Consider the following 19803-nt stretch of genomic DNA (forward strand, 5'->3'; position numbering starts at 1 on the left):
AACATAAAAAGGATAAAAAATTAATAGGGAAAGAAGGGTTATTTGATAGCGGAGTTATTTTGGTCCAGATGCTTTAATTTCTCTTTGAGCAAGCCTACATCTTCTCCCAGCTTTTGATCAATGATCTTCGCGTAATGCTGGGTAGTCTTGATCGATCGATGGCCTAGCATCTTACTTACCGATTCGATAGGCACACCATTGGCCAGGGTTACCGTGGTGGCAAACGTATGACGGGCCATATGGAAGGTAAGGTCTTTGGTGATGCCACAGAGCACAGCGATCTCCTTTAGAAAACTGTTGGTCTTTTGATTGCTGGAGTGGGGTAGTAGGCCGTTGTTGGGAAGTTCCTGGCCCCTGTATTTTTCAATGATTTCCTGAGCCATTTCCAGTAAGGGGATGTTACTAATCGTTCCTGTTTTGGTTCGCTTCACCCTTAGCCATTGATCACCATCGATACCCAGAACAATATCGTCCGGGGTGAGTTTGCAGACATCGCTATAGGAAAGTCCGGTGTAGCAGGAGAAAATAAACAGATCCCTTACCTGTTCCAGGCGGGTGAATTTGAATTCTTTCTTGATGATCTTAATAAGCTCCTCCCGGGTTAAGAACTCCCTGTCCTTTTGCTGTAATTTTAATTTGAAGTTGTAAAAGGGATCCTGGTCGATCCATCCGTTACCATAGCATATCCGGACGATCTTTTTAAAGTATGCCAGGTATTTCATTGCCGAGTTATGAGCCAGGTGTTTCTCTGTTTTTAAGTAGTATATAAACGCATTGATAAAGGTGGTTTGAATGCGTTTGACATTGATGTCTTCAGCGTCGTAATTGGCCTGAATGAAGTCACTAAGATGGCTCTTGGTGGTTTTATAACGCTGGAGGGTGCGGAAGGAGAATTCTTTGCCTACCAGTTTCTCCATCTTCTGATTGTGGACTTCTAAGACGTCAAGGATGTACCTGTGAGTCTCTTCAATACCGAGATATCTGTTCTTGATCCTTTTAGCTGTGATCTCCTCTTCCCGGTCTAATAATTCCTGATAGGTGATAAATACATGCTTTCTGATAATATCCAGATGGTGGTTTACATATTTTGACTCTGCCGAATGTCCCATCACCTTATTGGCCTTTGCATTCCATCTTTTGAGATTTGCAGAGAGGAAGGTGCTGGCTTCTGCGCGCATGCCATTGTAGGTGATACGCAAATAGATCATGCCTTTTTCCGGGTCTTTAAGCCTGTTTTTTCTGATATAGAACAATATGGAGAGCAGATCTTGCATAAAAAAGTGCCTGATTTCTACTTAAAGATAGACGAAAAGAATTTTAAAATAAAACGGGAGTGCCTTTGTTTTCAGGGGTTTGCGTTTAATTCGGTGGCGCAAGATCTGCGCTGATGATAGTCACCGAATTAGACACCTTTTAAGTGGTGTTTTTTGATATCAAATGAAATCAGTAAAAAAGAAAAACCCCGTAAACACTGGTGTTTTACGGGGTTTTGATGTGAATTGGAATTTTAAAAGTACTCGAGGTGGGAATCGAACCCACACTCCCGAAAGAACTGGATTTTGAATCCAGCGCGTCTACCAATTCCGCCACTCGAGCATTATGGTTGATCTCGGAGAGATCGTAATTTTTCTTTTCCTGTGCCAGACTTCCAGTACTTTTCCCGGATTCTGGCTTCTTTCCGATTACTGCACTCTTCAGTGAAGATCAATCGAAATGGACGGTATGACTTGGTTGTGGCCTCCCATCCTTTATTATGTCTTTTCAATCTGTTCTCCAGATCCTGAGTTTGCCCTACGTAAATGTAGTTGAACTCCTCACTCGCTATGGCATATACTATAATCATGTCCAGCGCGCCTGCCTGTCGGCAGACAGGTCTACCAATTCCGCCACTCGAGCATTTCGGTCTGCAAAACTATAAAATATTTTTATTTGTAAACCCAAAAATACCAAGATTTATCCTTTACCACTAGGAATAAATTTCTAAATTTGCACCCTGTTTAAAACAACACAACATTAACAAACTACTAAACAGAACATTAAGATGCCATATTCAGTGCCGGATCCGAAGATTTTTGCCTGTACTCAAAGTAGAGAATTAGGAGAGAAAATTGCCAAAGCCTTCGGGCAGGAATTGGGGAATGTTAAATTTTCCAGGTATAGCGACGGAGAGTTTCAACCTTCCTTCGAAGAGTCGGTAAGAGGGTCCCGTGTATTTATCATCGGGTCTACCCACCCCAACTCAGATCACCTGATGGAAATGCTCCTGATGCTGGATGCGGCCAAAAGGGCTTCAGCCCGACATATTACCGCGGTGTTGCCTTATTTTGGATGGGCGCGCCAGGATAGAAAAGACAAGCCAAGAGTTCCGATAGGGGCCAAGCTTATTGCCAAATTACTGGAAGAGGCCGGGGCAACCCGAATCATTACCATGGATCTTCACGCAGACCAGATCCAGGGATTCTTTGAAAGACCGGTGGATCATTTGTTTGCCTCTACCATCTTTTTGCCTTACCTGGAAAGCCTGAAGCTGGAAAACCTGACGGTGGCTTCCCCCGATATGGGAGGTTCCAAGAGGGCCTATGCCTACAGTAAGTTCCTGGGCAGTGAGGTGGTGATCTGTTACAAACAGCGCAAAATTGCCAACGTGATCGATCATATGGAGCTTATCGGGGATGTGAGTGGCAGACACGTGGTATTGGTGGATGATATGGTAGATACTGCCGGAACACTGACCAAGGCTGCAGATCTGATGATCGAAAGAGGAGCACTTAGTGTGCGAGCAATTACCACACACGCTATTCTTTCAGGAAACGCCTATGAGCGAATTGAAAACTCAAAACTAACGGAGCTGATCGTAACCGATTCGATCCCGTTAAAGCAGGAGAGTGAAAAAATAAAGGTGTTGAGCTGTGCAGATCTGTTTGCAGATGTGATGCACAGGGTACATCACAATACTTCGATCGCATCGAAGTTTTTAATGTAGAATATTAATTTAATTTTTATATAATGAAGTCAATCACTATCGAAGGATCTAAAAGAGAAAGCGTGGGCAAGTCGGCGACTAAAGCCTTACGTAATGCTGGAAAGGTTCCTTGCGTGTTATACGGAGGGGATAAGCCATTGCACTTTTCAGCAGAAGTACTTGCATTCAAAGACCTGGTTTACACTCCTAATGCACACACTGTGGTGATCAAGTTGGAGGATGGTAAGGAGCATAACGCAATCTTACAGGACATTCAGTTTGACCCTGTAAGCGATGCTATCCTGCACATCGACTTCTACCAGTTGTTTGATGACAAAGAGGTAACCATCGACATTCCTGTAAGAAAGAAAGGAAACTCTCCGGGGGTTATCGCTGGTGGGGTACTGCGTATGAATCAGCGTAAACTTAAGGTTAAAGCACTTCCTGCTAACCTTCCTGATTTTATCGATGCAGACGTTTCTAACCTGAACATCGGTAACAAGCTTTATGTTACTGCTATTGAGCAGGAGAACTTCAAGATCATGCACCCGGACAACACGGTGGTATGTCAGGTAAGAATCTCTCGTGCGGCAATGAAAGCGGCTCAGGAGGCTGCCAAAGCAGAAAAAGAAGCTGCCAAGAAATAATTTCAGATCACACTCTGATGAAAGCACCCCGATTATTCGGGGTGCTTTTTTATTTTTGTGAAAAAACCACTCATGCTCGATTCCCTGTTACAATGGCTGGGCATTGTTAAAAAACAACGTACACCTGACATGAAAAAGTTCCTTATCGCCGGCCTGGGCAATATCGGTGCCAAATATGAAAATACCCGGCACAATATCGGATTCAAAATGCTGGATGCCCTCGCGGAAGAAGAAGGGGTGTCTTTCGAGACCCGGAAACTGGGAGATATGGCGAGCTTCAGGTATAAAGGGCGCACCTTCGTACTGCTTAAGCCCGGTACCTACATGAACTTGTCCGGAAAGGCTATTCAGTACTGGATGAAGATGGAGAAGATCGAACCGGATAATCTCCTGGTGATCACCGATGATATTAATCTCCCCTTTGGTACCATTCGCCTGAAAGCTAAGGGAAGTGATGGGGGGCATAACGGGTTAAAGGATATTCAGGAAAAGCTCGGTACTACCAAATACAACAGGTTCAGATTTGGAGTGGGGGATGATTTCGCCAAAGGCAGGCAGGTCGATTATGTCCTCGGGGAATGGTCTCCGGAAGAAACAGAAAAGCTCAAGGAGCGCCTGAAACGAGGTGCTGCCCTGGTGCGCTCTTTTGGTACGGCCGGACTTGCCAATACCATGAATACCTTTAACAATACCTAGGTCAGTTTGCAATCCGGAATTCGGAGATCTCAGAATCGGCTTTGTTGCCCTGTTGGTCTGTGGTGATCACCTTCCAGTAATACGTGGTGCCCGGAGAAAGGTTTTCCACCCTTATCTGCTGAGCGGTTCCGGAGCTACCGATCGAGGTTGCCGGAGGAGAATCCGTACCAAAAAACACTTCATAATCAGAAATGTCATTGTCGAGATCTGCTCCCTCCCAGCGCAGATCAAGTGCTGAAGATCCGTTGAGACTAAGAGAAGCCCCGGATGGCGGGTAAATGAGATCGGCAGGAAAGGGAACATAAGAGGCGATGCCTTCTCCCGCATTGTAAAATTTCCAGGTGGCACTTTGGGCGGTTTCGTTTGGGGTGGCAGAGGAGGAGGCTTCAACGTACCACGAATACGGGGTTCCCCGGTCCAGCTCTACAGCCAAAGAGGCGCCGCTGGTGGTCTGACTGCGCATCTGACCCGAAATGAGATTTTTAATATTGAGCTGGTAACTGCTCGCATTCGAAGCGGGCTCCCAGCGGAATTCTATGGAAGAAACATTCGGATTCACACTGTTCACAACCCCTTCAAAACATTCACTGTTATTTTCCGGGAACTGCAGCTGAGGTGCCGATGGCGGAGCGGGTTGGTCATTATCGCCACCACAAGCCCATACGAGCAGAAGGATTGGAATACAAATCAAAAGCCGGGTCATTTTCATCGTTTCACGAGTTTTATGGTCTTATTGGTGCTGGTCCCATCGATCTCTAAAAGGTAGACCCCGTTGGGCAGTTCCGAAACGTTTACCTCGGCTTTTCCCGTTGCGTTGGTCACGGCGCTCTGATTCCAGATGCGTTGCCCCGTTACGGAGTAAATGTTTAATTCCAGGGTGGTGTTTTGTTCCATAGTATGTATGAACAGGTTTGTATTCACCGGATTCGGGTATACCAGGAATACCTCCCCAATCAGGATCTCCTCCTTATAAACGCCCTGGCAGGCTTTGGAAGTACTTACTTCCAGGAGATTCAGTCCCTCGCGAAGCGGCAGATCGATCACCCCGTCTTCTGTGGTGATGAGTGTTCCGTTCAGATCAATGAAATACAGTTCGGCCCCCGAAAGATCGAGTTTTAACTGCCTGGTTTGTTCGTCAGGTTTGGAGAGCACGCTAAGTGCTTCGGGTTCCTCAATGGTGATTTCAAAACACTGTTCATAGTCTGGCTGTCCCTCTACCGTAAAACATAGCTGATAATTTCCTGAGGCTAAAGAATTGAAGGAGGCTGTGGTGTTAAAGCTGGCGGTTTCGCTGATCCCGTTTCCGGTAATACGGGCGGTGTAATTCTGGTTTTCTGCTGTGGTTATCGCTACCTGGCCATCTTCCCTGTTCCGGCAGCTTTCTCCTTCAGTCTGGATAAGGTAGTTGGCAACGGGAAGTGAAAATATAGGACAACCGGTTACATCTACCTTGGTGTCGGCCGGGGTATTCGGACACAGGTCATTTTCATCAAAAACGCCGTCCCTGTCCTGGTCTTCCTTGAACGCTCCGTTAACAAGGATCTCAAGGGAAAACTTATTGAGACTGCCCCCGTCAAGATCATAGCCGTCACTCACGGTAAGAGTCCATGGCCCTAGGATAGGTTCGCCCTTGAAGGCTGCGAGCGCTTCCTTCGGAATTACAACACCGGAAATTGCCGGGTTCGTGCCGCAGGTAAGATTGTCGCCTTCGTCATCAAAAATAACATCGATATCATTTTCTTCCCCGCAGGGCAGGCTTAACAGGGTAACCCTTCTTCCATTAGGGGAGGTCAGGGTAATAGTAAGGTCCTGGACATAGGAATGCGAAATGTCTACTCCTACGCTTAACTTATTCAGGTCTCCTTCCTTATCAACGAATATGGTAGAGTTCACCACCGGGGTGCCTTTTTCCGGAATGGGGATGACCGTTGAGTTTTCATAATTGGCAGCATTTATAACAATAGTGGTAAAGTTGAAGGTTTGTGAGAAATTGCCTTCCCCACAGTCGTTAATGGGCTTCACCCTCCAGTAATAGGTGGTTCCGCCTTCCAGGTTTTCCGGGTTGAAAATGGGGTTGGTAACAGAAGCCGTTTCTATGATGTTGGTAAAGCCGGCGTCAGTAGACAGGTCTACCTGGTAGGAAGCCGTGTTAGGAGTGGCCTCCCAGTTTAAGGTAGTATCCAGTAGCAGGTTTGAACTGTTGTTCGCCGGGTTTAGCAGCTGCAGTGCTTCGAAAGTATCGTTAAAAATATTAATAGAAATCGGATAGGTTTTGACCAGGTCTCCGGAGGAGGTGGCTATAAGTGTAAAGCCGTTGGCTCCTGCCGTGGCAGAAGAAGTTCCGGATACAGTGACTTCAATAGCGGTGTCGTTGGCAGTGGCAGTGGTTTGACTGAATGCAACAGACAAGCCCGGACTGATATCGGTGGCGCTAAAGGTGGTGGTCTCATTAAAGCCCGCATAGGTGAGGTAGGTGAAGGGCAATACCAGGTTGTCCGGTTGGCAGATGTTATATTCCAGTGAAGGCAGGTCAAGGGCATATCCCGATTGTTCCACCCGGAGGGCCTCCTTATTCAGCGCAAAGAAAATATTATCAACGGCTCTCACCATGATCCTCGCATTCGAAGTAGTGATTCCCGAAGGTATCACCACGTCCTGGCTCCCGTCATTGGGGGTATTCTCTTCAATGATTACCGGGTTGTCGAGGTTGTTGTCAACAATGAGCAAAAGATCGACAAAGCCGGTATTTATAGGTTCCAGGTTGGTTTCTCCCACTTCCCAGGAAATGGTTTCTACCTGCCCCGCTTCCAGGGTCTGTGTTGTGCTTTGAGAAGTAACGCTGAAGGGCGTGGCGGTTTCAATAACCTGGATCTGGGAATCGCCCCTTGTCGTTTGTCCTCCTGCCGAGTTGTTGTCTCTCACCAGAATGGAGAAGTTCAGCCTGCGGGAAACCGTAGGTAAGGGCCCCCATTGGGGAGAAAGGTTGTTGGAAAGGAGTCCCGGATTCGGGAAATAACGGTTAGGGGATTCACTTGGGGGAAATGAACGGAATAGAGGTCCTTCTGTCGCTGTGCTTTGTGGTGGTTGCTGGGTGATCTCATTGTCCTGCTGTTCCCAGCTGTAAGTGAGCAGGTCGCCATCTGCATCTGTGGCCACTGCCTCGAGCACGAAAGGGGTTCCTGCCGGGATGGTGTAATCCAAAGAAGTGCTGAGCACGGGCGCATTGTTGGCAAGGGTTGTGGTGGCTGCGCAATTGCTGTTCCCGATAGTGATATTACTCCAGATCTGTTGAATGCTCAGCGCGTGAAAATAATCGTCACTCTGCCCCACAACATCAGGCGGACAAATACCGGCATAGGCCATGATGGTCGAGCCACTTCCGGGTTCCACTGCGGAGATGTCTGTACGGTTGCCTCCGCAGGAGTTGTTAAAGGTGTGGGTAGCGCCCAGCTGGTGTCCCATTTCATGGGCCACGAAGTCGATATCGAAAGGGTCGCCCTCAGGAATGTTCAGGCCTGTAACTCCTTTGGCCTTGTTGGGGGTACAGGGCGAAGAGACCAGCGCAATTCCTCCACCGCCGGTGCTGAAGACATGTCCAATGTCGTAATTGTCAAATCCTATGGCATTGTCTATAATGTCCTGGATCTCATTTAAGAGCGCACTTCCGTCATCATTAGTGAGTCCGTCTGTTTCCGGGTCCAGGAATATGATCTCCTCATTGTTTTCGATGAGCTCCATAGTAATGGCCAGGTCGTTCTCAAAAATTCCGTTGACCCGGGTCATGGTGGTATTCATGGCGGCGAGTACAGCTTCCTTTTTCTGGGTTTCGGTACCGTTGGAAAGGTTGGCCTGATTGATATGATAGATGGAATATTCGGCGGTTGCCGCAAGGGCCAGGCGAAAGGTTCGTAAAACCGAATCGTCGAAAGAACGCAGGAGTACCTGGGACTCCCGGGCAGCCTGTTTTACGATCTGATCTTCAACCTTGCACTGGTAGTCAGACGGACTAAGCGCTGCTTTCGCAGCGAGGTATACCTGTGAGCTTCCGGTGGTTTCAGGATTCAGATACCAGGAGCGGCCTTTTTCGTAGATCATCCCGTGAAACCCTGTTTTATCCACAGAGAAGTAGATGGACCTGCCGGGGTGTTCCGTGGAAATCCCCTTGTAAGACTGTATTTCCGGGAATTTTTTTGACAGGCCTTCAGAAAGTACGCTGGTGCGAACAATCCGGTATGTTTCCGGGTTTCCCTCCGGGGAAGGAAAAGAGATAGCTGAGCCCTGTCTGGCGGAGCCGTTTTTCAGATTGCGGTTGTCTGTTTTTGATAATTCTTCCCTTAAGAGCGCTTTGTCAAGCCTGTACGTGCTTACCTGTACCCCCTTTCTAAGATTTTTGTGTTCAGACAGCATAGCAGATTTGGTCCAGGGTTGGGCTTGCTGTGCCTGGAGGGCCAGAAGGCCCATAAATACCCCGGTAAGTAAAGTAAGGAGGAATCTTTTTTTCATTCTATGTCGGTCTACAGTAAATTTAGTAAAAATAGATGGTGTTTTCTTCGCGAAATCGATAGAGACTCGTTGAAATAATTATTTTTTCGGATTAGAATTTGTTAATTTGTGCAGTACATCATGTTTTAATTAAACAGCCTTTAAGTGATCGTAAAGCGCAATCTTTTTGATAAAAAAGATAATCACCATACGGTGGTTACCATAGGAACCTTTGACGGGGTGCATGTAGGCCATAAAAAGATCATCGAAAAACTGGTGGCTAACGCCAGGGCGAATAGTCTCAGGTCAACCATCCTTACCTTTTTTCCCCATCCCCGAATGGTATTGCAGCAAGCCAGCGATCTGAAGCTGTTGAATACCCTTGATGAAAAGATGGAGATCCTGGAGGCTACCGGACTTGAGCAACTTATCATCCATCCGTTTACCAAAGAATTTTCCAGAATGACCGCCGAGGAGTTCGTTCGCGATGTGCTGGTCGGTGCCCTGCAAACTAAAAAAGTGATCATCGGGTATGACCATCGCTTTGGAAGGAACCGCACTGCCACCATTGAAGACCTCAGAGTGTTCGGAGAGCGTTATGGCTTTGAGGTGGAGCAGATCTCTGCCGAGGAGATCGATGAGGTTTCGGTAAGTTCCACCAAGATCAGAAAAGCGCTGGACGAAGGTGATGTGGAAACGGCTAATGAATACCTGGGGTATGAATACATGTTATCCGGCAATATTACCCGGGGTAAGGGCTTGGGCAGGCAACTGGACTTTCCCACTGCGAACCTCCATATTGAAGAATCCTACAAGCTGATCCCGAAAAACGGGGTTTATGTGGTGAAAAGCCGGATCGATGACCGGGAGGTATTCGGGATGATGAATATCGGGTATAATCCCACCGTGAACGGAACTGAAAAAACCATTGAGGTGCATTTTTTCGACTTTCAGGAAGACCTGTACGAGAAAAACATCAGGGTGTTGCTGTTGCATCGCCTGAGGGAGGAAACCCGGTTTGATTCCATAGACGAGCTTAAACAGCAATTGTATAAGGATAAAGAACGGTCTTTGGCTTATATTTCGCGTTCCCATGCTTGACCGTTGGTTGTTCAAACGTATCGATAACAGTGCCCTGATCGTTTTCAGGGTAATCTTCGGACTACTGATCTTTCTCGAATCCGGGGGTGCCATCCTTACGGGCTGGGTTAAACGGACCCTTATTGAACCGGAATTCACCTTTAATTTTATCGGGTTTGAGTTTTTGCAGCCGCTACCCGGCAACTGGATGCATGTATATTTTGGCGTGATGGCATGTTGTGGTATTTTGGTAATGCTTGGCTACCGCTACCGATGGAGCCTTTCGGTTTTCACCCTTCTTTGGAGCGGGGTGTATCTCATGCAAAAGGCCAGTTATAACAATCACTACTACCTGTTGATGTTGCTGTGTGTGCTTATGCTGTTGCTGCCGGCACACCGTTATGCTTCTCTCGATGTGAAACGGGAACCTTCTCTTAAACGCAACTGGATGTACCGATGGAACTCCTGGCTGATCATTTTACAGGTATGGATCGTATATACCTATGCGTCTGTAGCCAAATGGTATCCTGACTGGATCGATCTGACCGTTCCGTCCCGGCTGATGCAGGCGCGCTCGCATTATTACCTGGTAGGGGATCTTTTGCAGGAACCCTGGATGCATGTTTCTATAGCAGTCTTCGGTATCCTTTTTGACCTTTTGGTGGTGCCCCTGCTGTTGTGGAAGCGCACCCGGATATTTGCCTTTATTGCCTCCGTTTTCTTCCATATTTTCAATTCTGTGATCTTTCACATCGGAATCTTCCCTTACCTGTCTTTAGGTTTTACCCTCTTCTTTTTTGAGCCGGAAACCATCCGGAAGATTTTTCTTCCGAAAAAGGAACCGTATACAGGAGGGGAGGTTGTTGTTCCTTCATACAGGCCATGGCTGCTGGGTATCGGAGCCGTCTATTTTGCTGTACAACTTGCCTTGCCGCTGCGACACTGGTTCATTCCCGGGGATGTCTTATGGACGGAAGAGGGACACCGGTTAAGCTGGCGGATGATGTTGCGAACCAAATCCGGGTACATCCGCTTTAAGGTGGTGGATAAAGCTACGGGGGAAACGTATATGGTACATCCGGGGAACAGGTTGTCTGATAAACAGCAGGGTATAATTGCTACGAAACCGGATGTGATCTGGCAGTTTGCACAGCGGTTAAAGAAGGAATACGCTGCCCGGGGTAAGGAGGTGGCCGTATATGTGGATCGAAGCGGGGTAAGTGTGAACGGAAGAAAGGCGCAGCGGCTGATCGATCCCGAAGCAGACCTGGCTGATGAACGCTGGTATATCTGGAAGCATCAACCCTGGATATTACCCTTTAAAAAAGAGCAGGATTAGATTTCCTAAAACCGCATAATGCCTTAAATTTGTTGCGGAATCAGGCCCATTTGGGCCTTGTTAATTTAAATCCCTATTAAATATGCTTCAGGTACAATTTATCAGAGACCACAAGGAAGAGGTAATTCAAAAACTGGCAAAGAGAAATCTTGAAGTTTCCGGTCAGATTGAGCAGGTATTGCAATTGGATGAAGAACGCAGAGCTACCCAGACCACCCTGGATGCGATCCTGGCAGAGTCCAATAAATTGTCCAAGGAGATAGGGATGCTATTCAAAAGCGGAAAAGCCCAGGAGGCCAATGAGATCAAGAAAAAAACGGCCGGTCTTAAAGAGGAGTCTAAGGAACTGACCGAAAAGCTCAATTCGGTGGCAGCGCAATTAACAGAGCTTCTCTATACCCTGCCTAATATACCTCACGATTCTGTTCCTGAAGGAAATTCTGATGAAGATAATGAGGTGATCTTTGAAGAGGGTGAAGTTCCAAGTCTTCAGGATGGGGCATTACCACACTGGGAGCTGGCCAAAAAATACGACATCATCGATTTTGACCTTGGCGCCAAGATCACAGGAGCGGGATTTCCTGTTTACAAAGGTAAAGGAGCCCGCCTGCAAAGAGCGCTGATCGCTTATTTCCTGGACAAAAATACAGAGGCCGGCTATACCGAATACCAGGTTCCGCATCTGGTCAATGAGGCTTCCGGGATCGGTACAGGCTCCCTTCCGGATAAGGAAGGACAGATGTACTATATCGGCCAGGATGATCTTTACCTGATCCCAACCGCCGAGGTGCCTGTCACCAACTTTTACAGGGACGAATTGCTCAATGAGGGCGATCTGCCCCTGCTGGCAACAGCCTATACGCCCTGCTTCAGAAGAGAAGCCGGTAGTTATGGGGCCCATGTGCGCGGACTGAACAGGTTGCATCAGTTCGATAAAGTTGAGATCGTGCGCATCGAGCATCCCGAAAGGTCTTATGAAGCCCTTGAAGGGATGGTAGATCACATTAAAGGAATTCTCAGAGAATTGAAATTACCATACAGGATCCTGCGCTTATGCGGAGGGGACCTGACATTTTCGTCGGCCCTCACCTACGATTTCGAAGTGTATTCCACCGCCCAGGAACGCTGGCTGGAGATCAGTTCGGTTTCTAATTTTGAAACCTTCCAGGCGAACCGTATGAAGCTTCGCTTCAGGGATGCCCAGGGAAAAAAGAGCCTTGCTCATACCCTGAACGGCAGTTCCCTGGCCCTGCCAAGAGTGCTTGCCGGGATTCTTGAAAACTACCAGACCTCCGAGGGTATTGTGGTTCCTGAGGTCCTGAGACCCTATACAGGTTTTGATATCATTTCCTGATGTCATGAAATAATATATCCCTGCATAAAGCCCAAAAACACCGCGTTTTTGGGCTTTATCTTTTTATCTTAACAGGAATTTAAAATCATGTGCGCTATCTTTGAGTAAGCACGAACGTATGAAAAGAACCTTCCTGATATTTTTTATGCTGCTTCTTTCCCTTTCCGGATACTGTCAGGCCGAAGATGCCATGGCCAAGGTGTATATGGATAAGGGTGAATATGAGAAGGCGCTGTTTTATTACGAAAAGCTCTTTGAATCCAATCCCTACAATATGAATTACCTGGGTGCATTGGTAAAGTGCTACCAGCAGCTGGAACAGACGGAAAAGGCTGAGGTTTTGCTCAAAGACCAGTTGTCCAGGCCCAGAATACCTCCTGCTGTGCATATCGAACTGGGTTATAATTACAGCCTGATGGGAGAAGAGGCCCTGGCAAAGGAGCAGTACGATCTTGCTATGGCTTCCATTGAATTAAATCCGTCTTACGCCTATATGGTAGGGCAGGGATTCCGGTCGAAACAATTGCTGGAGGAGGCGGTAAAGGCCTTTAAGAAGGGAATGGAATTGAATCCCAAACTTAATTTTAACTACGACCTGGCCTATATCTACGGGGAACAGGGCGATCTGGAACAGATGTACAATACCTATCTGGACCTGATCCTGGAACGTACCAATCTGAAGGAAAATATTAAAAGAAATATCGGGAGATTCCTTTTCGAGGATGGAAGCAGTCAGGGCAATGAGGTGCTGCGCAAAGTGCTTTTGCAGCGGGTGCAATCGGACCCGAACATCGTATGGAACGAACTTTTAAGCTGGCTGTTTATTCAGCAGAAACAATACAGTAATGCCCTGAGCCAGGAAAAGGCGATATACAAGAGATCGGAGGAGCCGCATCTGGATGGTATCAGAGACCTGGGATTGATCGCTTATTCTGACGGTGAGAACGGGGTAGCGGGGGAGGCTTTTGAGTTCATCGTTAAAAATTCAGGAGACCCTTCTTACCGGGGTCAGGCCGATTATTATCTGATGAAGATTGCCGTAGCAGAAATGGAAGAGGGACAGGAAGAAACCCTGCTTACTGCTTTTGACAACCTTTTGGATGAATATGGCAGGGACCAGACCACGGTGGGGCTGCAGGTGCTAAGGGCTAATTTCATGGCTTTTCACGCCGGCCTGCCTGAGGAGGCTGTTGCCGATCTGAAGGCGCTTATGGAACTGCCCATGGACCGCTACAGCCTGGCCACGGTAAAGATGGAACTGGCCGATATTCTGGTCTATCAGGAATTGTTCAACCAGGCTCTTATCTATTACTCCCAGGTGCAAAAGGAACTTAAAAATGACGTTACCGGTCAGATGGCCAGGTTTAAGGTGGCGCGAACCAGTTTTTACAAAGGCGATTTTGACTGGGCAGAATCCCAGTTAAAGGTTTTAAAATCGTCTACTTCCCAGCTTATAGCGAACGATGCCTTGCAGCTCAAGTTGATCATTTCGGATAACTCTGTCCAGGACTCCCTTCAAACGGCATTGAAGACCTATGCCAGGGCTCACCTGTTGGCGTACCAGGAGCAGGATGAGGCTGCCATAGCAACCATAGACGATATCCTGAAGAACCATAAAGGAGAAGCTATTGAAGATGAAGCACTGATGATGCAGGCAGGGTTATTTGAAAAACTCGGGGATTATGAACGGGCAGAACTCAATTACCTGAAAGTGATCGAATTCTTTCCGCAGGACATTTTTATGGATGACGCCTTGTACAGGCTTTCCGAGCTCTATCTCGGCGAATTAAATGAACCGGAAAAGGCGAAACCCTTGCTGGAACGCCTTATCTTTGACCACCAGGACAGCATTTATTTTCCGGAGGCCCGGAAAAAATTCAGGGAACTCCGGGGAGATCCTGTTAATTAATGCAATTTCTCTAATCAAAACGCGGATTTTATGTTGATCTATAATGTTACGATAAATATTGAGGAAACCGTTCACCGGGAATGGGTGCAATGGATGCTGGAGCAGCATATCCCGGATATGATCGCAACCGGGAAGTTTTCGGGAGCGCGCATGGTACGGGTAATGGTGGAAGAGGAAATGGGGGGTATCACCTATTCGGTGCAGTATTACACCGAGAATAAAAATACCCTGGAGCGCTATTATCGCGAAGATGCCGAACGGCTTCGTTCGGATGCCTTGAAAAAATTCCCGGATAAGTTCGTCGCTTTCAGAACCGAACTGGAGATCATAAGCGAACATTAATATGAAAAAAGGGAGAACTCCGGGCAAATACAGTAAACCTGTTAAAGAGGGCGGTAAAGTAAGGCCAAAGAAACACCTCGGACAGCATTTTCTGAAAGATGAGAATATAGCCCGAAAGATCGCAGATACCCTGAGCCTGGAAGGTTACGACCAGGTCCTGGAAATTGGTCCTGGAATGGGGGTGCTTACCAAATACCTCCTGGAAAAACCTGTTGATGTGTATGCCATGGACCTGGATTCTGATTCGATAGCCTACCTCAATGGTCCCTTTACAAGTCAGTACCTCCCCGGAAGAAAGGAGGGCTTTACCGTTCTGGAGGCCGATTTTCTGAAATATGACATCCATGCCCTTTTCGGGGATCAACCATTTGCCATAACCGGGAACTATCCCTACAATATCTCTTCTCAGATCGTGTTCAAGGCCCTGGAATTAAGAGACCAGGTACCGGAGTTTACCGGTATGTTTCAGAAGGAGGTTGCCCAGCGTATCTGTGAGAAGGAGGGGAGTAAGACCTATGGTATACTATCGGTATTAACCCAGGCCTTTTATGAAGCAGAATACCTGTTTACGGTACCCCCCGGAGTTTTTAATCCGCCGCCCAAGGTGGATTCGGGAGTGCTTCGCTTGCGCAGACGTGAAAATTACAAATTGCCGTGTAATGAGCAGCGCTTCTTCCAGGTGGTTAAAATGGCCTTCCAGCAGCGAAGGAAAACCCTCCGCAACAGTTTAAAAAGTTTAGGGGTGCCCGATAATTTAAAAGAAGATGCTATCTTTGGTCGGCGTCCGGAGCAATTAAGTGTTTCTGCCTTTATTGAACTGGTTCGGATGCTGGAAACTGAACAATAACCCTTGCAACCGGAATAGCCCTGGGATTCCGTCCTTTCCTTTCCGGACTGCCAGTGCCAAGCGGCCAGATAAAAAGCACTCTGCCATGACTCCTTTCAAGCTAAGCGAAGAGTTACTGGAAAATATCAAGACCTTAATAGAGTCCAGAAGCGACCAGTCTTTGCTGGACCTGATGGAGGACTTCCACTATGCGGATATTGCTGAGATTATAGACGACCTGAACCTGGATGAAGGTACCTATATTATCAAGCTCCTTGATAGCGAGCGCACCTCAGATATTCTTACCGAACTTGATGAGTATAAAAGGGAACAGATCCTTACCCGGCTTTCTGCCAAGGAGATTGCGGAAGAGATAGGGGAACTGGATACCGATGACGCTGCCGATATCATTGCCGAGCTGCCTGAAGAACGGGTGCGGGAGATCATCAGCCAGATCGAAGACCCTCAGCATGCAAAGGATATTGTCGAGCTGTTGCGCTATGATGAGGATTCTGCAGGGGGACTGATGGCTAAAGAGCTGGTAAAGGTCAATGAAAACTGGAATGTACTTACCTGTGTTAAAGAGATGCGCAGACAGGCAGAAAATGTGACCCGGGTGCATTCTATTTATGTGGTGGATGACGAGGAAAAACTAAAGGGACGCTTGTCTTTAAAAGACCTGTTAACCACCTCCACCAAAACCCAGATCAGTGAGATCTATATTCCAAAAGTAGATTATGTAAGGGTAGGCGACCGGGCAGAAGACGTAGCCCGGATGATGTCTAAATACGACCTGGAGGCCGTGCCGGTGATCGATGAGATCGGAAGACTGGTAGGTCGCATTACCATTGATGATATTGTGGATGTGATCAAGGAAGAGGCCGATAAGGATTACCAGCTGGCGGCAGGTATTACCCAGGAGGTGGAGGCCGACGACAGTGTATGGCAACTCACCAAAGCGCGATTACCATGGCTGGTTTTAGGTTTGCTGGGCGGACTCGGATCTGTGTTTATCCTTGAAGGTTTCGAGGATGTTATGGCGAACCCGGAATACAGAAGCCTCTTCTTTTATACACCACTTATAGCGGCTATGGCTGGGAATGTGGGAGTGCAGTCATCTGCGATCATCGTACAGGGTCTTGCCAATGATGTGGTAAAAGGAAGTTTGCTGGATCGCCTTCTTAAAGAGGTCGGATTAAGTCTTATTAACGGTGGTGCCCTGGCTCTGCTGGTGATAGCTTTTGGTTTTGTGATCAATCAACCCCTCGCCGTTAGTGCAACCATAGCCTTGTCTATGATGGCAGTTATCGTGGTGGCGGCCCTGATCGGTACCTTCGTGCCTATTATCCTGGATAAGCGCGGTGTGGATCCTGCGATCGCTACAGGACCCTTCATTACCACCAGTAATGATATTTTCGGGATCTTCCTGTTTTTTTATATCGCCAAGGTCATTCTCGGATTTTAATCCCCACCTTTCTTGTCATAATTTGTAACTTTGAGATAGCAGTCCCTTTCCAAAGCATAACCTTACCTGATCTTCTTTTAATTCTGGAATAGCTTTTAATAGATGAAAATACTTCACGTAGACACCAACCATCCACTGCTTAAGGAGCAGCTGGAAGACATGGGATTTATAAATGAAGAGGATTATACCTCTGGCAAGGCGGAGGTCATGAAGAAGATCTCTCAATATGACGGATTGATCATACGCAGCAGGTTCCCTGTGGACCGTGCCTTTCTCGATGCGGCTACCCAATTAAAATTTATTGGCAGGGTCGGAGCGGGCCTGGAGAATATAGATATCGAGTATGCCAGGCAACTGGGTGTAACTCTCATTAATGCCCCGGAAGGCAACCGCAATGCCGTTGGAGAACATGCCCTGGGCATGTTGCTTGCACTGATGAATAATTTCGCAAAAGCCCATCGGGAAGTGTCCAAAGGCACCTGGCTCCGGGAGGAGAACCGTGGCTTTGAACTGGAAGGGAAGGTTGTTGGCCTGTATGGTTATGGAAATATGGGAAAGGCCTTTGCCAGAAAACTCAGGGGAATGGATGTGGAAGTGATCTGTTACGACATTGAAGGTGGAGTGGGAGATGAGAACGCGCGACAGGTGGGTATCCTGGAGTTTCAGCGAAATGCTGAAGTGGTGAGCCTGCATACACCCCAGACCCCGCAAACCCTTGGTCTCGTTAACCGGGATTTTATCGAATCTTTTGCCAACCCTTTTTGGTTTATCAATACAGCCAGGGGGAAGAGCGTGGTTACAGCCGACCTGGTTGAGGCCCTGAAAACCGGCAAGGTACTTGGAGCAGCCCTGGATGTGCTGGAATATGAGAAAGCCTCCTTCGAACAGCTCTTTGACGGTGGGGAGGTGCCGGAAGCCTTTGACTACCTCCTGCATGCCGATAATGTATTGCTTACTCCGCATATTGCCGGATGGACGGCCGAAAGCAAACAGAAGTTAGCACAAACCATTGTCGATAAGATCGAGGCTGCATTTTTAAAATAGACTTACGTAAAAACCGTTCAGGATGAAATACCAGGCCAATACCCCCGATGACTATGAGGCAGCCTTACCCGCAGATCGAAGGGAAGTGATCCGCAACCTTAGAAAACTTGCCGCAGATCACCTGCCTGAAGGGTTCGAAGAAACCATGAGCTACGGCATGATTGGCTATGTGGTTCCCCATGAACTCTATCCACCCGGGTATCACTGCGACCCCGAACTTCCGTTGCCATTCCTGAACCTGGCCTCGCAAAAGAATTTCATCGCCGTTTATCACAGCGGGATCTATGCCGATAAATCGCTTCATGACTGGTTTGTGAAAGAATATCCCGGCCATTGCCGTTATGCCCTGGATATGGGGAAAAGTTGTGTCCGGTTCAAAAAAATGGACGACATCCCCTATGCGTTATTGGCGAAACTTTTTGGGAAGGTAACCCCTGAACAGTGGATCGCAGTATATGAGAAAAATGTAAAAAGATGAAAAGAAGGGTAACAGGTATTGGGGGCATTTTTTTTAAAGCAAAAGATCCTGCCGCATTGCTCGCCTGGTATAAAAAGCATCTGGGGATAGCTACGGATGAATACGGGTGGGGGTTCAAATGGCAGGACGACCAGCTGCCGGCGCCTATGACGCAACTAGGCGTATTTGGCGAAGACACCGACTATTTTAAACCCGCTTCAGGCTCCTGGATGATCAATTTCAGAGTGGAGGACCTGGAGGCCTTATTGCCTGTCCTGGAAAGCGAGGGTGTACAACTCGCCGGTGGACCGGAAACCTATGATTACGGGAAATTTGCCTGGATCATTGATCCGGAAGGGAATAAGATAGAGTTATGGCAACCGCTGAACGATTTTTAATCGGTTAGCAGGAATTTTTACTAAATTAGTAAAGGTCAATAATTTAGAGCATATACATGTCTGAACAGGAAGAAGATCTTGGAGATAAGGCTAAAAGGATTTTTGAAGAGGCCGGAAGGGAGGCCCGGGAAACCGCAAGGGAATTTCGTAAAGGTGCAGAGGAAACCTTTGCAGACGGAGAAAATAAACGGTTGCTTGCTGGTGTTCTCGCCCTTTTTCTTGGCGCTTTCGGAGTACATAAGTTCGTATTGGGGTATACCCGCGAAGGTCTGGTGATGCTGGGGGTGAGTTTGCTGCTGGGGCCCTTTACCTGCGGGGTGGCGGCCTACCTGGTAGCCGTAGTGGGGTTAATTGAAGGCGTGATCTATTTGACCAAGAGTGATATCGATTTTTATAATACCTATGTCGTAGGGCATAAACCCTGGTTCTGAGCGGGGTGTCCGTGTTGTTAACTACCTAAACCTGCTATTATGGGATATACCAAACGCATGGCTCATACACTTGAGCAAAATCAACTGGCAGAGATCTTTAAGGCCTTTGGCCATCCGGCAAGAATAGCCATCCTGCAATATATTTCCACCCAGCCAAATTCCATCTGTACCGATATGGTGGAAGAGATCGATCTCGCTCAGTCTACCATTTCACAACACTTATCGGAGTTGAAGAAAACCGGTATCATCGAAGGCAAGGCCTATGGAAAAAAGATGTACTACCGTATCAATATCGACAAGCTTTACGAGGTAAAGCAGGTGTTGAACCAATTCTTCAACACCACGCATCAGAACTGTTATTGAATTTTTAG

19 protein-coding genes and 1 tRNA gene are annotated in these 19803 nt (G+C 47.5%); 15 read left to right on the plus strand and 5 right to left on the minus strand.

All coding sequences use genetic code 11. From position 1 onward, the window contains the following. Positions 1-38: 38 nt before the first annotated feature. The 3 genes from K7R11_RS03455 to K7R11_RS03465 all read right to left on the minus strand — a co-directional run bounded on the left by K7R11_RS03455 (position 39) and on the right by K7R11_RS03465 (position 1843). The gene (locus tag K7R11_RS03455; RefSeq protein ID WP_224488671.1) at positions 39-1274 is read right to left on the minus strand and encodes a site-specific integrase; all 1236 of its coding nucleotides are present in this window, start codon (positions 1272-1274) and stop codon (positions 39-41) included. A gap of 240 nt (positions 1275-1514) precedes the next feature. After that, positions 1515-1596: transfer RNA gene (locus K7R11_RS03460), tRNA-Leu, on the minus strand. A 1-nt stretch (position 1597) separates the two neighbouring features. Next, positions 1598-1843, minus strand: a complete 246-nt coding sequence (locus K7R11_RS03465) for a GIY-YIG nuclease family protein (protein WP_224488673.1) — start codon at positions 1841-1843, stop codon at positions 1598-1600. Positions 1844-2041: 198 nt separating this feature from the next. Between K7R11_RS03465 and K7R11_RS03470 the strand changes: the two genes are divergently transcribed. The 3 genes from K7R11_RS03470 (at position 2042) to pth (ending at position 4305) form a co-directional block, all read left to right on the plus strand. Continuing rightward, positions 2042-2983 (plus strand): ribose-phosphate pyrophosphokinase, encoded by a 942-nt coding sequence (locus K7R11_RS03470; RefSeq protein WP_224488675.1) that lies wholly within the window; start codon positions 2042-2044, stop codon positions 2981-2983. Between the two features lie 23 nt (positions 2984-3006). After that, the gene (locus tag K7R11_RS03475) at positions 3007-3609 is read left to right on the plus strand and encodes a 50S ribosomal protein L25/general stress protein Ctc (protein ID WP_224488677.1); all 603 of its coding nucleotides are present in this window, start codon (positions 3007-3009) and stop codon (positions 3607-3609) included. A 72-nt stretch (positions 3610-3681) separates the two neighbouring features. Further along, positions 3682-4305 (plus strand): aminoacyl-tRNA hydrolase, encoded by a 624-nt coding sequence (gene pth / locus K7R11_RS03480; RefSeq protein ID WP_224488679.1) that lies wholly within the window; start codon positions 3682-3684, stop codon positions 4303-4305. Position 4306: 1 nt separating this feature from the next. Here the strand turns inward: pth and K7R11_RS03485 are convergent, their stop codons facing one another. Further along, the gene (locus K7R11_RS03485; protein ID WP_224488681.1) at positions 4307-5008 is read right to left on the minus strand and encodes a fibronectin type III domain-containing protein; all 702 of its coding nucleotides are present in this window, start codon (positions 5006-5008) and stop codon (positions 4307-4309) included. A 2-nt stretch (positions 5009-5010) separates the two neighbouring features. Then, positions 5011-8808, minus strand: coding sequence for a reprolysin-like metallopeptidase (locus tag K7R11_RS03490; RefSeq protein WP_224488683.1), 3798 nt, complete (start codon positions 8806-8808; stop codon positions 5011-5013). A gap of 144 nt (positions 8809-8952) precedes the next feature. Between K7R11_RS03490 and K7R11_RS03495 the strand changes: the two genes are divergently transcribed. The 12 genes from K7R11_RS03495 (at position 8953) to K7R11_RS03550 (ending at position 19795) form a co-directional block, all read left to right on the plus strand. Beyond that, entirely contained in the window at positions 8953-9888 is a 936-nt protein-coding gene (locus tag K7R11_RS03495) for a bifunctional riboflavin kinase/FAD synthetase (RefSeq protein WP_224488684.1), read from the plus strand. Next, a complete protein-coding gene (locus K7R11_RS03500) occupies positions 9881-11206 on the plus strand; it encodes an HTTM domain-containing protein (RefSeq protein ID WP_224488685.1) in 1326 nt (441 codons plus the stop codon). The genes K7R11_RS03495 and K7R11_RS03500 overlap by 8 nt, the downstream gene beginning before the upstream one ends. 82 nt (positions 11207-11288) lie before the next feature. Further along, positions 11289-12560 carry a serine--tRNA ligase gene (gene serS / locus K7R11_RS03505; protein WP_224488686.1) on the plus strand — a complete coding sequence of 424 codons (1272 nt, stop codon included), beginning with the start codon at positions 11289-11291 and terminating at the stop codon, positions 12558-12560. Between the two features lie 118 nt (positions 12561-12678). After that, the gene (locus K7R11_RS03510) at positions 12679-14469 is read left to right on the plus strand and encodes a tetratricopeptide repeat protein (RefSeq protein ID WP_224488687.1); all 1791 of its coding nucleotides are present in this window, start codon (positions 12679-12681) and stop codon (positions 14467-14469) included. Positions 14470-14499: 30 nt separating this feature from the next. After that, positions 14500-14811 (plus strand): DUF4286 family protein, encoded by a 312-nt coding sequence (locus tag K7R11_RS03515; protein WP_224488688.1) that lies wholly within the window; start codon positions 14500-14502, stop codon positions 14809-14811. A 1-nt stretch (position 14812) separates the two neighbouring features. Then, on the plus strand, positions 14813-15658 hold the full coding sequence (rsmA, locus tag K7R11_RS03520) for a 16S rRNA (adenine(1518)-N(6)/adenine(1519)-N(6))-dimethyltransferase RsmA (RefSeq protein ID WP_224488689.1): 846 nt from the start codon (positions 14813-14815) through the stop codon (positions 15656-15658). Positions 15659-15743: 85 nt separating this feature from the next. After that, positions 15744-17102, plus strand: a complete 1359-nt coding sequence (gene mgtE, locus K7R11_RS03525; RefSeq protein ID WP_224488690.1) for a magnesium transporter — start codon at positions 15744-15746, stop codon at positions 17100-17102. A gap of 102 nt (positions 17103-17204) precedes the next feature. Beyond that, positions 17205-18146 (plus strand): 2-hydroxyacid dehydrogenase, encoded by a 942-nt coding sequence (locus K7R11_RS03530; protein ID WP_224488692.1) that lies wholly within the window; start codon positions 17205-17207, stop codon positions 18144-18146. A gap of 22 nt (positions 18147-18168) precedes the next feature. Further along, complete coding sequence (locus K7R11_RS03535; RefSeq protein ID WP_224488693.1) at positions 18169-18624, plus strand: DUF1801 domain-containing protein; 456 nt, start codon at positions 18169-18171, stop codon at positions 18622-18624. Next, positions 18621-19001 carry a VOC family protein gene (locus K7R11_RS03540; protein ID WP_224488694.1) on the plus strand — a complete coding sequence of 127 codons (381 nt, stop codon included), beginning with the start codon at positions 18621-18623 and terminating at the stop codon, positions 18999-19001. Before K7R11_RS03535 ends, K7R11_RS03540 begins: the two co-directional genes overlap by 4 nt. Positions 19002-19057: 56 nt before the next feature. Continuing rightward, positions 19058-19432, plus strand: coding sequence for a TM2 domain-containing protein (locus tag K7R11_RS03545; RefSeq protein WP_224488696.1), 375 nt, complete (start codon positions 19058-19060; stop codon positions 19430-19432). A 39-nt stretch (positions 19433-19471) separates the two neighbouring features. Beyond that, positions 19472-19795, plus strand: coding sequence for an ArsR/SmtB family transcription factor (locus K7R11_RS03550; protein ID WP_224488698.1), 324 nt, complete (start codon positions 19472-19474; stop codon positions 19793-19795). Positions 19796-19803 lie beyond the last annotated feature (8 nt).

This window comes from Robertkochia flava, from assembly GCF_020166515.1.
Taxonomy (GTDB): Bacteria; Bacteroidota; Bacteroidia; order Flavobacteriales; family Flavobacteriaceae; genus Robertkochia; species Robertkochia flava.

Bases quoted from the DNA above. Each gene is read 5' to 3' on its own strand.
- K7R11_RS03490 (WP_224488683.1), bottom strand. From the start codon at position 8,808: ATGAAAAAAAGATTCCTCCTTACTTTACTTACCGGGGTATTTATGGGC.
- K7R11_RS03510 (WP_224488687.1), top strand. From the start codon at position 12,679: ATGAAAAGAACCTTCCTGATATTTTTTATGCTGCTTCTTTCCCTTTCC.
- K7R11_RS03515 (WP_224488688.1), top strand. From the start codon at position 14,500: ATGTTGATCTATAATGTTACGATAAATATTGAGGAAACCGTTCACCGG.
- serS (WP_224488686.1), top strand. From the start codon at position 11,289: ATGCTTCAGGTACAATTTATCAGAGACCACAAGGAAGAGGTAATTCAA.
- K7R11_RS03550 (WP_224488698.1), top strand. From the start codon at position 19,472: ATGGGATATACCAAACGCATGGCTCATACACTTGAGCAAAATCAACTG.
- mgtE (WP_224488690.1), top strand. From the start codon at position 15,744: ATGACTCCTTTCAAGCTAAGCGAAGAGTTACTGGAAAATATCAAGACC.
- K7R11_RS03535 (WP_224488693.1), top strand. From the start codon at position 18,169: ATGAAATACCAGGCCAATACCCCCGATGACTATGAGGCAGCCTTACCC.
- K7R11_RS03475 (WP_224488677.1), top strand. From the start codon at position 3,007: ATGAAGTCAATCACTATCGAAGGATCTAAAAGAGAAAGCGTGGGCAAG.
- pth (WP_224488679.1), top strand. From the start codon at position 3,682: ATGCTCGATTCCCTGTTACAATGGCTGGGCATTGTTAAAAAACAACGT.
- K7R11_RS03500 (WP_224488685.1), top strand. From the start codon at position 9,881: ATGCTTGACCGTTGGTTGTTCAAACGTATCGATAACAGTGCCCTGATC.
- K7R11_RS03530 (WP_224488692.1), top strand. From the start codon at position 17,205: ATGAAAATACTTCACGTAGACACCAACCATCCACTGCTTAAGGAGCAG.
- K7R11_RS03455 (WP_224488671.1), bottom strand. From the start codon at position 1,274: ATGCAAGATCTGCTCTCCATATTGTTCTATATCAGAAAAAACAGGCTT.
- K7R11_RS03485 (WP_224488681.1), bottom strand. From the start codon at position 5,008: ATGACCCGGCTTTTGATTTGTATTCCAATCCTTCTGCTCGTATGGGCT.
- K7R11_RS03465 (WP_224488673.1), bottom strand. From the start codon at position 1,843: ATGATTATAGTATATGCCATAGCGAGTGAGGAGTTCAACTACATTTAC.
- rsmA (WP_224488689.1), top strand. From the start codon at position 14,813: ATGAAAAAAGGGAGAACTCCGGGCAAATACAGTAAACCTGTTAAAGAG.
- K7R11_RS03540 (WP_224488694.1), top strand. From the start codon at position 18,621: ATGAAAAGAAGGGTAACAGGTATTGGGGGCATTTTTTTTAAAGCAAAA.
- K7R11_RS03470 (WP_224488675.1), top strand. From the start codon at position 2,042: ATGCCATATTCAGTGCCGGATCCGAAGATTTTTGCCTGTACTCAAAGT.
- K7R11_RS03545 (WP_224488696.1), top strand. From the start codon at position 19,058: ATGTCTGAACAGGAAGAAGATCTTGGAGATAAGGCTAAAAGGATTTTT.